Origin of the sequence: Sphingobacterium sp. UBA2480 (genome assembly GCF_002341965.1) — a bacterium.
Lineage (GTDB): Bacteria > Bacteroidota > Bacteroidia > Sphingobacteriales > Sphingobacteriaceae > Sphingobacterium > Sphingobacterium multivorum.
On record NZ_DDPA01000008.1, the window covers coordinates 66,043 to 79,943 of the forward strand.

11 protein-coding genes are annotated in these 13,901 nt (G+C 39.9%); 3 read left to right on the forward strand and 8 right to left on the reverse strand.

Going from position 1 to position 13,901, the window contains the following annotated elements; translation table 11 throughout:
- The first annotated feature begins 423 nt into the window (after positions 1–423).
- On the forward strand, positions 424–1,221 hold the full coding sequence (locus tag B3600_RS19105; protein ID WP_286754048.1) for a tyrosine-protein phosphatase: 798 nt from the start codon (positions 424–426) through the stop codon (positions 1,219–1,221).
- A 4-nt stretch (positions 1,222–1,225) separates the two neighbouring features.
- Here B3600_RS19105 and B3600_RS19110 read toward each other — a convergent pair whose 3' ends face one another.
- The 8 genes from B3600_RS19110 to B3600_RS19145 form a co-directional block, all read right to left on the reverse strand.
- On the reverse strand, positions 1,226–4,048 hold the full coding sequence (locus B3600_RS19110) for an MSCRAMM family protein (protein WP_286754049.1): 2,823 nt from the start codon (positions 4,046–4,048) through the stop codon (positions 1,226–1,228).
- Positions 4,049–4,062: 14 nt separating this feature from the next.
- The gene (locus tag B3600_RS19115; protein ID WP_286754050.1) at positions 4,063–5,139 is read right to left on the reverse strand and encodes a hypothetical protein; all 1,077 of its coding nucleotides are present in this window, start codon (positions 5,137–5,139) and stop codon (positions 4,063–4,065) included.
- On the reverse strand, positions 5,123–5,938 hold the full coding sequence (locus tag B3600_RS19120) for a fimbrial biogenesis chaperone (protein WP_286754051.1): 816 nt from the start codon (positions 5,936–5,938) through the stop codon (positions 5,123–5,125). The genes B3600_RS19115 and B3600_RS19120 overlap by 17 nt, the downstream gene beginning before the upstream one ends.
- Positions 5,939–6,029: 91 nt before the next feature.
- The gene (locus tag B3600_RS19125; RefSeq protein WP_286754052.1) at positions 6,030–6,611 is read right to left on the reverse strand and encodes a hypothetical protein; all 582 of its coding nucleotides are present in this window, start codon (positions 6,609–6,611) and stop codon (positions 6,030–6,032) included.
- 222 nt (positions 6,612–6,833) lie between these two features.
- Complete coding sequence (locus B3600_RS19130) at positions 6,834–7,361, reverse strand: hypothetical protein (RefSeq protein WP_286754053.1); 528 nt, start codon at positions 7,359–7,361, stop codon at positions 6,834–6,836.
- A 245-nt stretch (positions 7,362–7,606) separates the two neighbouring features.
- Positions 7,607–8,437, reverse strand: a complete 831-nt coding sequence (locus B3600_RS19135) for a helix-turn-helix domain-containing protein (protein ID WP_286754054.1) — start codon at positions 8,435–8,437, stop codon at positions 7,607–7,609.
- Positions 8,438–8,594: 157 nt separating this feature from the next.
- Entirely contained in the window at positions 8,595–10,160 is a 1,566-nt protein-coding gene (locus tag B3600_RS19140) for a fimbrillin family protein (protein WP_286754055.1), read from the reverse strand.
- Positions 10,161–10,189: 29 nt separating this feature from the next.
- Complete coding sequence (locus B3600_RS19145) at positions 10,190–10,378, reverse strand: hypothetical protein (RefSeq protein WP_286754056.1); 189 nt, start codon at positions 10,376–10,378, stop codon at positions 10,190–10,192.
- 1,347 nt (positions 10,379–11,725) lie between these two features.
- On the opposite strand from B3600_RS19145, the gene B3600_RS19150 reads away from it, so the two are divergent.
- Positions 11,726–11,896 carry a hypothetical protein gene (locus B3600_RS19150; RefSeq protein ID WP_183043996.1) on the forward strand — a complete coding sequence of 57 codons (171 nt, stop codon included), beginning with the start codon at positions 11,726–11,728 and terminating at the stop codon, positions 11,894–11,896.
- A gap of 28 nt (positions 11,897–11,924) precedes the next feature.
- Positions 11,925–13,745: a hypothetical protein gene (locus tag B3600_RS19155; protein WP_286754057.1), complete on the forward strand. Its 1,821-nt coding sequence runs from the start codon at positions 11,925–11,927 to the stop codon at positions 13,743–13,745.
- Positions 13,746–13,901: the final 156 nt, after the last annotated feature.

Genomic DNA, 13,901 nt, shown 5'->3' on the forward strand with positions numbered 1-13,901 from the left:
TATAATACTGTCTTAGGCTTTTGTCTAAACCCTACATATATGGCTTTTACAATATTTTAAAGAGAACGCCAAGATACTCAAAATTTAACAAGCAATTAAACAATCTCCTAAAATATCAACAACAAAACCTATTCTTTGTTATTTGTCCACCATGGGGGGACAAGCAAGTATTATACCGAAACTGTTACAAACGCAAATTAAATTGTAAAAAACATAAACAAAAGCAATTAGAAGCTTGTTCCATTTCAAAAAGCGTTTTCTCAATTGTAGCTTTCAGCCTTATAAACAAAAAAACTGGCATATTGTTTGTAAAGTTCTTCGCTGGATACGACAAAGAAACTAATTGCCAGCACGATCATATATTGTATAACCATCAAAATAGTATGTATCCCAATTTAACTTAGCATTTTTAAAACTATCATTATGGGCTTTTTTAGCAATTTGTTTGGTACCAATAAAAAATCATCCATTAGACCCTTGGCACAGCTGGAATTTCTGGAAGTCGACATGCACAATCACCTGCTACCGGGAATCGATGATGGCAGCAGTTCGGTACAAAATTCGCTCGCTTATATTGAAGGATTGCAACGCCTGGGATTGAAGAAATTTATCTGCACACCGCATATTATGGCTGGCGTTCATCCCAATACCAAATCAAGTATCGAGGAAGCACAGATTAGTCTTGAAAGTGGCCTTAAGAATATCGGCAGCAAGGTGGAGATTTATACCGCTGCTGAACATATGATTGACGATGGCCTTTCGGATCTTGTTCGAGATAATGAGCTTTGTGTTATACCTGGAGGCTATGTACTCATTGAGATGTCCTATTTATCCGAGTCGAAAGCGCTGTTTCATACGATCCGTGATATCCAAAAATTAGACTACAAACCCATTCTTGCACATCCCGAAAGGTATAATTATTATCATGGTAATTTTAACATGTATAAGCAAATTAAAGATGCCGGTTGCCTGCTACAGCTGAACCTGCTGTCCATCAGCCGTTATTACGGAGTTGATGTAAAAGCAATTGCTATGACTTTACTGAAATCGGGTATGTATGATTTTGTAGGCACTGACCTTCACCATGAAAAACACCTCAAAGCACTTACGGATATTGCTGAAAAATATCCCGTACGAGAAATGCTGAAAACATCCCCCATTTTGAACCAGTCTCTATTAGATCATATCAGCGATGTCAAATCTCAGCATATCGCCGGATAGGAATTTATTGTCCAAAGCGTTTGACATTGACCTTTTTTGACTTCACTTTTAATACAAAAGGCTCAAGGACCAAGTCTGCATTAAGTTTCACCGTTCCCGATTGTGCCTCTTGATCGGTAAATACATTTACCGGGAAGCTCGCATTATCCAAATAGAAACTATAGGTGCCCTCTGGAAGTCCAAACTCAACATGTCCATCCTTATCGGTACGCATTTCGATAACCTTTCCATTCCTGTCTTTTGCCAACACTTTGTAAATATCCAAATTCAGATCAGTCTCCAAGCTGAGCCCTTGGGTATACTCTACACGAACAGCTCCCTGTACCATCCCCCCACGCTGAAGAGGAATCTGGACTTCTAAATTTGAATGCTCTATCACGATCTCTTTCGAAACCGCCATATACTGTCCCTGCTTTGGCGAAAAAAACAAGTATGATCCATACGGTAGCTTTTTAAAGGAAGCGTATCCCGCTTTATCTGTTACAAAAAGGATCCCTTTTATCGTAAAGCTATGGTCAACCATCGGAATATCGCCTTTATCAAATATGCCATTAAAATTTTTATCCTGAAAACAGAAAAAACGCGCATTCCCTGTCTTGATTGCTGGACGATCAAGATTTGATCCTTTTAAGTTTTGCCGAACACCAATACGTAAATTATTGAAATCATAGTCATATCCGGTTTTCATGACACTGTAATTGTATTGAAAAAGACCGGTAAGCAAGGTATTTTTCAGCACACGGTAATTTATGCTCGCGTTCCCCCCAAAACTATTCCCGTAACTGCTACTCAGATTCGCCCGGGCATTGGCCACCCACTGTAATCTCTCCTGCAATAGGGTACCACTTACACGGGGTCCTAAAGAAAAACGGTTTCCAAACGAACGTCCTATTAATAGTGCACTCACCAGATCTGAAATTTGAAAAGCGCCCTGCTGGTAAGAAGCTGAAAGTCCCAAACTTTTGTAGTTGTAATTTAAATCTGTCCGTACTGCAAAAAGCCCTGTAGCCTGATCAGTCATTGATACAAGCCCGGCCTCGGTGGTTACATTCAAGTTGTGCTGCAGGTTACGCGAGCGCACATTCACCGTTGACAATAGACGCCATGAGGTTGACTTCAGCTCACGGCTGCCTGTGGCAAGCATATAGGTTCCAACCTCCCGATTATAGTTTGGCAATACGGATAGTGTTACAAATGAACTCAAGGGGGTATACATACTTAAATCCCAACGGGAAGATTGGCTTGCGTAATTGAGAAAACGTGTATTCAGGTAGCTTGGGTTATAGCGGTAAAAGGTATAACTTAGCGCCGCTGATAACTTACCCCAATTTCGATTTAAACGTTCGACAAACTGCAAAGAACCCCGACGGTTACCTGTGTAATAAGGAGAACTATAAAAATTATCGGAGCTAAAACTCCATTTGGCAAAACGCTGGTCCATTCGCATACCCAATGCCCATGAAGGCATGGATGAATCCCGTCCTACTTGTCGGCCGTTTTGGCTTTGAAGTCCAGCGGCGACAAAACCGCGCAGCACGGTGTTACCTGCATATTTTTGTTTCAGAAAGTCAAAAGAATTTGCCCATAGCAGGCTCGTTGTACTATCTAAACCATTGCGATCGTAAAAAAGCTGACCTTCGTAACGTCGGTGCTCAGGCTTATTTTCCCCCAACACCACCTTTCCAAAAGCTGTATAACCGGGATCACTGGAAGAGCTGTAATCCAGCAAGTCCACAGCGCGCTGCAACAGGCCTACTGTAAAATTGGCGGCCCTTGCCGTATCGATATGATCAAATTTGACGCCTCTTCCGAAGGCCGAAGCCTCCATACTTTCCTGCAAATTTCCGACCGTGTAGATATTGTTCCCCTTCTGGAAGCTAGCAAAAGTATTGCTCAGTGTGGGCCGGTCCATTCCGCCAGTTTTAGTCAGATAAGCACTGTATCGAATCTGCCCATTGGCCAGGCGGTATTCTCCCTCCGACCGTAAATAAAAGGATTTTTGTTCACCGAGCAGGTTATCGAGCTGCAAATCAAAAAAATTACGTGAGTATGCGGCCAAATTACCCCGATTATCAAATAATTGCTGGTAATTTCGATAGGCTGCAATATTGGACAAGAGCACCGCTAGATTCCCAAATACATCGCCATTCTCGTATAAACCGGTGACATTAACCGTGTACTGCGCTCGGTTTAACATATATTTCTCCACAGCAAAACGGAGTATGAAAAGCGTATCACGCCCGGCTGGAAGGAAAAGATTCTGTTCCTTAAATTTGGTATTTCCGATTCGATCGGGGGAGGAAAACAGGATTTTAATCTGCTCGTCCGTTGTACCATTATTTATCACCCGTGTCCGGATAAAGATAGAGTCACCCACGTGTTTCAAATACTGCTGTTCCGAAACATCCTGCAAGATCACTGCCTTTTTGGGTGGCACATCAATAACCATTGTCTTGTTGTCGACCAGATGCCCCTGTGTATCCCGCAGCTGAACACCAACAGTTTTTCCCCTAAGCTGAGCGGGTGCCTGCACTTGTAGACGTTGGGTAATAAATCTTTTTTTCCCAGCAGGTACCGTAAATGTTAATCGATCCGAACCCAGGGCACGCAAACCCTGCGGCAACAGCAACTTGAGCTCGCCTGTAAAATCCTGTTTGCTGTTGTTGATCAGCTGTAGATCAATACTATTGAGACCAGCTTCCAAACGAAGGTGCTCCGGCAAAACGAGCTGCACCGACGTTTCCTGCTGTGCCCAAACGAACTTGACCAGCAGCAATAACAGCGCGAAGACTGTAAACCTAATCTTATGAGAAGAGCATTTAAACACGCTATGGGATCGAACTATTGTGGAATCAATAAATAAAGGAGAGACACGCTATAGCTTCCAGATTTAGAAGCCGACACCTGATCAGCCGTCAGATTCGCTTTATACTCCACATTGAACGTCTGCGCTTGCTTTTTATCCACCGAAGCCGCTGACACAGCAACTTGCTCTTGCGTCGTTAAAATTACTTTGGGGTTGGATCTTATTCTGTTTATCCCCGTTCCCGCAGTTAATTGAAGTGACAGTGTCGATAGCGGAAGTGTTCCGCCACCATTGCGCACAAGCTCACTATCGACCGACTTAACACGAAGCTCGTAGTCCGTTATTGAGTTCACGCGGATTGCATTTGCAATCAACGAACTCACTCCCTGCATATAATCTTTTTGTGTCGAAAACTGCAAGGTGGCATTAGCGGCATCCGCGGCAATCTCCAAGCTATAGTCAGGCTCCATATCGACCATCCCACCGTCCGTCAGACGTGGCGGCAACTGCATTTCATAATTAATCTCCTGTGTCCCCAGCACTTTTCCGCTTTCACTATACAGCGTAAACAACAAGGGAATGCGGTACTTCAGGTAGGTATATTGATCAGGACTCAGATAATCATCCAGATACTTGCCTTGAGCAATGGTCAGCGCACTATAGAGTTGATATTGCTGGTAATAGTTTCCATTGGAGCTAATGGGTTGTTTCGCCCGGTTAATCAGCAGCACGTCGTTACTATTTTGCAAAATAATCGGCGTGCGGCTTGCGCCAATACCATCGAGACGAAAATTCACTTCATTGTTGTCTCCGGTCCAGCGCAGACTAATCTTGTCGACAGGAAATGTATTGCCACTGCGGTTCTTCCCACCGGCAATGGTCCGTATTGGAGCTAGTAGGCGCACGGCGAGAGACCAATTTTTCTCGTTTACGTTGAGACCATTCAGGTCAAATTGAAACACATTGAATCGATCCGGCGTCGTTTTACCTAAGTATGATGTCACTTCGAAATAATTATCGGACCATACTGAAAAACGTAATTGCGCAACAAGAGGTAAGGCTGAAAACAAGCCCCAAATCAAGAGTATTCCTATTTTAGTTCTTTGCCACATGTTTAAATTCCAATTCCGCGATCTTCACCACATCCTGATCGCCATAAAATGCCAATACTGAAACGAGGTAATTCCCAGATTTCAACGATTTGGGAATTGCAATATATTGTTTACGCTTATCTCCGGGCAAGCAGTAAAAATTAAGGTTGTCCACCACTTCCTTTTCACCTGTTTCTTGATTTAAAAACTCGGCACGCAATCTTCCTTCCAGCCAGATATTTCCGGTCACATCGTAACTGACCTCGAGAAACTGCCCAACAGAATCCACATCTTTATAAACCAGGTTCGTAATTTCAAGATCGGGCGTTTCCCTTCCATTGAAACGATGATAGACCTTTACACCTGAACGTACGGCCAAACGGATATTAGCCCCTTCTTTTTTTTCTCTTGCCCTAGGGTTCAACTGCGTTACAAATAGCATTGCTGTATGAACGGGTACTTCGGCCGTGAATTTTGCATCCTTAGGCACCTGCATATTCAGTTGCAATCGTTTTGATTCACCGGGTTTCAGCGAGAAATACGATTCCGATACCGACAGCCAGTTTGCGCAGCTCGTTGGCAGTGTCCCTTTTGGGCTCAGCTCATTATCACCAACGGCTGAATAAGACCAATCTTCAAAAGACACTCCCAATTCGAGTGTATAATCTTTGCTCGGATTTGTCACATCTACATATTGCGTCTGCGCCTGACCGGCATCGCCCACAAAATACAATCTGGGCGGACCGACTGTCAATCCCGTTTGAGCAAAAGCTATTGTAGCTGTAAAAAGCAAGAAAAATGAGGCAATCAGGTTCTTCATAATAATACAATTTGGCATAAAAATACATAAAAAAGCAGGTATCTTCCGATACCTGCATCTATATGATTTTCATAGCGTAGTATAGGACCTACTAGTTTGCTGCGATGGTGTATACCACATCGATGGTATATTTTGCTTTTGTATCTTTACCACCATTACCCAACAATTCTTTTACAGTTGCTTCATTAAGTGGCTTACCAATGTATTTTACATCCAATTCTTTGTTCAATACAGAGGATTCCGCTGTACTTGTGCTTCCAAAAGGACCAAACTCCATGTTTACATCTGTAGAAGCAGTTTTACCATCTACTTGAATTTCAATTAATTTTTTAGCATCGTATGTGTTCGCACCATTTCCAGCTACTTTATTGAACTGACCATTAGAAGACAAGGTTGCTTTTACTTTGTAACCAGAACCTACCGAAGACACTTTCAATTGTTTTGTAATCGATTTACTTACCCCATTTGTATAGTCAGCTGCCTTTTCGTATTTCAAGGTTACTTCGTCATCATAACCGGAAGTCGGCGCGCCATCTTGCCCAGCACCGCTACCAATTTCGATCGATTGAAAAGGATTCAATTCAACATTCACTTTTACTTTTGCTTGTGATTGTGCATTTACTGCAGTTACTGAACCGATGATCGCTGCTGCGAAGAAAATAATTTTTTTCATTTTTGTAGTTTTTATAATTTAATATGACTTATTCGTTATTATTTATCCTCTTTGGACAAAACAAAAGTACAGCAGGAAATGAGGCAAAAAGTATGAATTTGACCCCAAAAAGTATAAAAAAGGGAGTGTGTAAAATGTTGTAGCTGTACAGCTACAAAAACTTGTAGCGTGATCACTACAGCGCGAGGTGTCTATGACAAAAGAATTGACTTTAGGGGAATATTATCTTGTTTCGATGCTATACAGCACATCGTTTGTAAAAGTAACCGTATTATTTTTTTCTACATATTGCATTAAGCCGTCAGCTCCTGGACCGGTGTAGGTAACATCGAACAGTCCATTGAGGGTAGGTGAATCTGAAGAAATGATCGTTTCCTTATTGGTAGACAGGACGCCACTCGCTGTATTTACGGCTTGCCCTATATGCGTGGCAGTAGCTTTAACACGAATCAATGGTGCTGGAATTTTTTCTGTCTGTGCCTGACCGAGTTTTATAAAGTCTTGATTGGCCATTTTGACCTTTACTTCATAGCCTGACGTACTAAATACCGAAAGATGTGCTTTTTGGACAGACTCAACGCCATTTTGATAATCTGCTAAGGTATGGTAGGCCAAGGTAACGGTCGATTGATCTGGATTAATAACAAGATGCTGCACATCGTGGAGCTCAATATTCAATCGAATGCCTGTCTGTGCGAAGGCTGTGCCTCCTAAAAGAACCAATCCCAAAAACAATATTCCCTTTTTCATAGCCTACTATCTTATCCTTTCAACAATCGTATAAACCATCCATGATATTCTGATAATCTGTCTTACAGCCTCATTTCTTATTGAATCTTTAGCAATTTTGACGCCAAAAGAATATGAATTTTCACTTGTGGATATTTCATACGCTTTCGTTGTTCTACTATAAATATACCTTTTATAAAAAAAACGAAAGAATAAGAACAATTCTTTTTAATAGGAAAAGATGTATTATTTTTAATACAGAACGGTTATTGCTGCCAGCGCTTACGGTATTCTGTTGGTGTGAGGGCCGTTTCTTTCAGAAAAAAGGTACTAAAGTTATTCACGTCTGTGTACCCCAATTCCCAAGCTACTTGTTTGATACTGAGTGAAGTTTCCACAAGAAGCTTCTTACTGACACGAAGTAATTCTTTGGTGATAAGTTCTTTAGGTGTGGTACCCAAGGTCTCTTTGGTGAGATTGGTTAGTTTTTTACTTCCTATATTTAATTGATCCGCGTAGAAAGCGACCTGTTTTTCCTTTTTTACATGTTTTTCAACCAGATCCTGAAAACTCCTTACCAAGGCCACATCTGTCCGCTGCCCCAGCAGCTCGCCCGATTGACGATCTTCTGCATAGATAGCAGCCAGAAGCACGATCTGCTTCACGATATTATGTGCCAAGTCCCGATAAATTGCCTGATTATAATTTTGCTTGGACAGCTTCAATTGCATGCCGACAAATTCATAGTAGGTCGCGTATTCTTTGGGCACACTGAGTGTCCGATAAGTATATTCGCTTTTATTAAAGGACTTGAAGTTTCGGAGGAAGGCCGTATCGACCTCCGTACGCGCAAAAAAACTTTCCGAAAAATAGATAATTAAAAAGGCACGCTGTTCATTTGGGTTGGCTTCGATTTGTATCCCGCGCGGGATCAAAACCAGACTATATTCCTCAATATCGGTGATCTGTTTATTAATCTGCATGCTACAGCCGCCACTTGACACAAAAAGAACGACATAATTCTCTTTAGCTGTTGCATCCTTAATTTCCGAATACTCCTGCGTTACACCAATAACCCGATGAACTCCAAATTCCATAATAATTATTTACCGCAATAATACCCAAATAACATTTTATAATGCTTAGACAGGGAGCAATTTAGTAAATAAATCTTGAACACAAAAAACGCATTCCCAAATTAGGGAATGCGCCTCCATTATATTTATTTTCTAATAAACTATATCTACATATAGTTTATTTCTTTACACAGCGAACCTGAACTGCCGTACCTTCCGTGATGCCACTTATAGTGCAATCTGAACCATAAGAACCTTTTGTACCCCCCATCTCAAATTTTTTGAAGCCACCGTTAGTTGCTGAAATTAAATAGTAAGCTTTATTGTTTTCACCCCCAATTGAGTTGTTATAATTATATTCTCCTCCAAATAACATAAACAAATATTGCCCAATGTTACTTCCAGGATGATTATAAATCCCAAAAAACATCCCCATTTTTCCTGCAGCACTACTGTCATAAGTATCAACAAATCTAGCAACAGCATCCGTGCGTTGGGGATTAGCATCAGCCCCTCCTACATTTGTACGCTGAATTAAAGTTGAGATTTCAACTTCCGTTGGGAGCCTCCAAGCATTACCGTCGATAAGAGCACATGGGTCGCCTGCTGCACCATTTCGAGCGCGTGTAGGTGTCTGATATTCCCATGCATTCGGAGTCCCTGGACCAGGCACAACTTTTGGAATAACATAATTTGGGAAAAAGTAATTTCCAATACCTTTATTTGCTTCTGCAAAACCATATTTTCCTGTCGAAGCATCATAAGTTAAATTTCCGACTGCCCAGTTACTTCCACCAATTTCAATAACTTGCTTAGCTCCTAGATTCAATTCCAATACATACTGAACACCTTTTTTCAAAGTCAATCCAGGCAGCGATACATTTCCTGGTTTATTATTGATCGTTACATTAGCCAACTTAACTTCACCGGTACCATTTGAATTATCTACAGCAATCATAACCGGACTGCTAGTCCATACTTGGCCTTCTGCCTGAGTTGGGAAAGTAAAGCCTTTTGCTGCAAGTTCAGATCCAAATGTTACTAATCCAGTCGTTTCGTCAAATGTATAATTATAATTTGGTTTAACTGTACCATTGCTGATTGCATTAATCCTACGCCCGCTACCTGCATCAAATTTTACTGTAATCTCTGTCAATTTATGTTTAAGCACGACGTCAAGATTGTTGTTGCCTGCAGTTACAGTTTGAAAAATCTCAACAGCTAATGGATCCTTATCGGCTCCAGTTCCAGCAGGATTTCCATAAGCAGACACAACAAATTTATATTTTCCAGGTGCAAGCTCAAATTTATTAACTACCGCACTTTTTCCATCAACTGTTTTTTCTAATGTTGAACTACCATCTTTATAAATATAGATTTTATAGTCACCATTAAAAGCGACAATTTCTCCAGCACCTGTTAAAGTTGTAGCAGCTTTAGCTGCAGAAGCACGTAGTGCCGTCCCTTGAGAAGCTTTCACTTCAGTCAAAGTAGCTCTTACAACGAGGTCTTCTCCAAATGGAACTGTGACCTGCTGTACTGCAGCCGTTGCAGCACTGGAACCACCAATGGATGCTTTTGCCAATTTCGAACCAACTTCGGGAGCTATACCATTCATTTTAACGTTGACAATTGCATTTTCTGTTGATAATTCCGTTGTACTATTTTCTTTCTTACAAGAAAAGATAAATATGGTCACCGCTATGATGAGCGATAATAAAGTTTTAGTATTTTTTAGTTTCATAACTAATTAATTCGATTGAAAAATAAATTCTAGTCCCAAAAATCGTTACCCACTTCATGGGATTGTGTCTCTGTACTTTCCCATTGCTGCCTTGCTGAAGGGTCTACCGAAGCAGCAGCAATACCATATTCCAATTCAACTTTCTGCGCATGTAGGCGAGGTGCCTCATAAACCAATTTGCTATTTGAAATAGCAGAGTTTTCTTTGTTCATTTTCATTTTTTTATATTTTAAAATATATCAACTTCGATTTAATCATTCAATTAAATAACACAACTATAAAAAGCATATATTACTGATAACAAATTGATTAAAATCAAACAATATGGCTCTCCTTTTTCAGAAGTTGCACGAAAGTAGATAATATTTGGATTTTGAAATAAGATTTTAACCGATGTTTATTTTATTGTAGCGAAGCCGCTACAAACAAGCAATTACAGAGACAATTCCATGACATTACCTATTGATATCCCCTTATAATTAGCTCAGAAAAGGTAAGAGTTATCGCTTAAAACAAGATACCCATAACTTGATGTTTGAACACTGTTTCCTTTAGTTAACAAAGCAATACAGGTAGTTACAAACAATACCATAAACGTCATTACCTAACAAAAACAGATGAAACCGCCCAGTAAAGTTAAATTGTTAACCAAATCAACGAATTGTCTTTTTTATTTGAACCCCGAACCAAAATGTCCGTACCACTTCAAAAATGGAGAAATCAACCCATTTTATTCACTAACCGAAACCAAATATGGTATCGCATTCGGTTAAAACAGTTGTCAATACAATTTACTTAATATGAAATAAATGAAAAATTAAGAAGTCGCCTGTAATTTTTATTTTTTCAACAATTTTTAATCATAAAACAATAAAAAAATCATTAAATTACCGAAAAACAATAAAATAAATCGGAATTATCGTTATATTTAGGAAACAAAATGATTAACAGAAGAATGATTATCAAGATATCAAAAACAATAAATATTTTAAATACGCCAATGAATACCACCATATAAATAGCCAACACTACGCAAAAACCATATCTGTTTAAACATATTAATTATAAAACAACAAATAGCCTTAAAATATTTTAAAACAGCTAAAACAAAATATAAACACACTTGTTAAAGCTATGTTAAACAACATATATAGAAACCAAAAAAATTACGAAAAGAGCCAATTTTTGCTATAAATCGTATTGATTCAGAAAAATTAGGGCTATTATTTTACAAATGAGAAATTACTTTTATTGGTAAACCAATTTAGAATTAAAAAAAGTTTACAATTTTTTTTTGCACAAGTTGATATTAAGTCGTAATATTACAATTCAATTCGGAAAAGTATTGCTAACCGACATTAGTATAGTATTAACAATTAAATTAGAAACACACAAACAGACAAATAAATTTAAAATACGTTCGTGAGAACAGCATCACTTGTCTATACGCAAAGACAAAGCTGTTTGGTAACGATTGTATTTTTAACATGAACAAAGGTTTAGAATTGTCCATTAAATTTAAACCCCACGCTGACAACAGCGTGGATTATCCAAATAATATTATCATGAATAAGAACGCAAAAAAAATGTACGTAGCTCCGTCCATCAAGGAGCACGTAGTTGAATTGGAGCAAGGAATTGCTGCTGGATCAGGAACTGCATCACCAGGTAGTTCACCATCGCTTAATGAAGAAGAAGGAACTGGTGGTTCTGGTTGGAACACCGACGGCTTTTAATCAATTACCTTAGTCAAACAATTCAATTATGAAAACAACCAATAACAATTTAGCAAGCAAGTTTGCTCTTGCGGCATTCTTAGCACTTGGTACCTTGGCGGTGACAAGTTGTAACAAAGATAAAAATCAGAATGGTCAGGAAGTCCCATCCGATCAAAGTCAACTAGTCGTTCGTATCGCTGGCATTAGTGACGGCGAAAGCACGGTCAAAAAAGCAAGTACATCTACAGGCAAATCTAATAGCAATTCAATCGAACTGGTTCAATCCAATGGCTTCGATGCCATCGTCGCAGTAGACAACAACGTACCTTCCAATGATGCTTCCGCATTTTCTCAAGCTGCATTAAGAGCATCAAGCGGATTAAAGGCTGCTACACCTCTAGGATCTACGACCACATATCGCTTATATTTATACAAAAACAATGGCGGTACCTATACCTTCACAAAATCTGTGCAATTTACTCCTGGATCAGAAGCACCAATTCAGGTACCTAACGGATCTTACAAATGGGTAGCTTTATCTTACAACAACACAGATCCAATACCAGATGGAGATGCATCGAATAATCTTGTATTGCCACAAAACAAAGATGTGCTTTACGCAACGTCAGGTGCAACAGACATCACCATTAACAGCAATACAGCTCCCTTAAACATTACTTTTAACCGTCTGTATGCACGTATTGCTATCGAAGTTAACACGTTAGGTATGTTTGCACCGATAAACTCGGCGACTATAGCAGTTACCGGACAAAGCGCAAAAGCAGCAACCATTAATCTAGCAACCGGCGCACTGACAGTAGCGGCAACTGGAGGCACACCGGCACTAACAGAGGTAAATTTCACTAATCTAGATGGCAATGCAGCCAGAAAAATTGCCTACTATTATACAGCAGATGAAACCGCTCAAAACTTATCCGTTTCTGTAACGAATCTAAAAATTCAGCTTGATAATAGCACTGAACGGAATTTTGGCACCACGACGCTTACACAAAACAAAGCGATTACTCCAGTACGTGGCAAAAACCATCGCTTCTTAGTGGGTATTACGGAATCTGCATTAACGTTTGGTTCAGGAACTGGTTTAGCGCAATGGTCTAGATCAAATTTATACTATAAACCAGGTGATCCTACACCATACCGCTTTTACCACACCAATCCACAGACAAACGATCCTAACAGCTACTTCTCGTTCGGAGCACATCTTCCACGCGTATTGGCAAGTGCAAATGCTGCTGTAGATGCTTGTGCACTCGTTTATCCAGCAGGCCTTTGGAAAACACCTACTGCTGCTCAATTAGGCAATGTTATTTCTCCGGCTTCACTTGGTGGATTATTGGGTGATCTTGGATTAACAAACGTCGCAGGAATCGATCTTTTAGTTGCTGCTCAGGATTTATTAGCTGCTAGGGTACCGAACTCAACGGCGGCAACTACCTATTCAGAATTTACACCTACAGCAGGAAACAACGCTGCCTACGGGGCAGCTACCTCATCAGTAAACAGATTGCGCTTCAACTACAATGGTTATATGAACACATTAGGGGCAATAAATAACTTGATCACTCTTAATTTGGGAAATACTTACGGCAGCTATAACGCATTTTGGACCAGTGAAAACTTAATTGGATCACCTGTGATCAATCTTGGAGTAAAATATCAATTAGGACATACTACCGGTGGAAACTATAAAGCTTACAGAACGACAAGTATTTTAAGTGCAGGTCTTCTTGGAGCAGTAAGTGTCATCAACTCTCCATTAATGAATATCCGTTGTGTACGTGATGCAACATGGGCAGCAAAAAGCGCTGCAGCGGATTATGAACCAATGCCAGTTTATCCGAACTAATATTTATACAATCATCCTTCGTGTAACTAAATAGTTAAACGACTTAATAAAGTAAGAGCCGCTCCATAGAACGGCTCTTACTTTTTCGCCCTATTTGCTTTAACAATATTTGTGGCGTAATCTCCACCTAAACAAATTTTACATAATTGTGCCTTC

Bases quoted from the DNA above. Each gene is read 5' to 3' on its own strand.
- B3600_RS19105 (WP_286754048.1), top strand. From the start codon at position 424: ATGGGCTTTTTTAGCAATTTGTTTGGTACCAATAAAAAATCATCCATT.
- B3600_RS19115 (WP_286754050.1), bottom strand. From the start codon at position 5,139: ATGTGGCAAAGAACTAAAATAGGAATACTCTTGATTTGGGGCTTGTTT.
- B3600_RS19120 (WP_286754051.1), bottom strand. From the start codon at position 5,938: ATGAAGAACCTGATTGCCTCATTTTTCTTGCTTTTTACAGCTACAATA.
- B3600_RS19125 (WP_286754052.1), bottom strand. From the start codon at position 6,611: ATGAAAAAAATTATTTTCTTCGCAGCAGCGATCATCGGTTCAGTAACT.
- B3600_RS19130 (WP_286754053.1), bottom strand. From the start codon at position 7,361: ATGAAAAAGGGAATATTGTTTTTGGGATTGGTTCTTTTAGGAGGCACA.
- B3600_RS19135 (WP_286754054.1), bottom strand. From the start codon at position 8,437: ATGGAATTTGGAGTTCATCGGGTTATTGGTGTAACGCAGGAGTATTCG.
- B3600_RS19140 (WP_286754055.1), bottom strand. From the start codon at position 10,160: ATGAAACTAAAAAATACTAAAACTTTATTATCGCTCATCATAGCGGTG.
- B3600_RS19145 (WP_286754056.1), bottom strand. From the start codon at position 10,378: ATGAAAATGAACAAAGAAAACTCTGCTATTTCAAATAGCAAATTGGTT.
- B3600_RS19150 (WP_183043996.1), top strand. From the start codon at position 11,726: ATGAATAAGAACGCAAAAAAAATGTACGTAGCTCCGTCCATCAAGGAG.
- B3600_RS19155 (WP_286754057.1), top strand. From the start codon at position 11,925: ATGAAAACAACCAATAACAATTTAGCAAGCAAGTTTGCTCTTGCGGCA.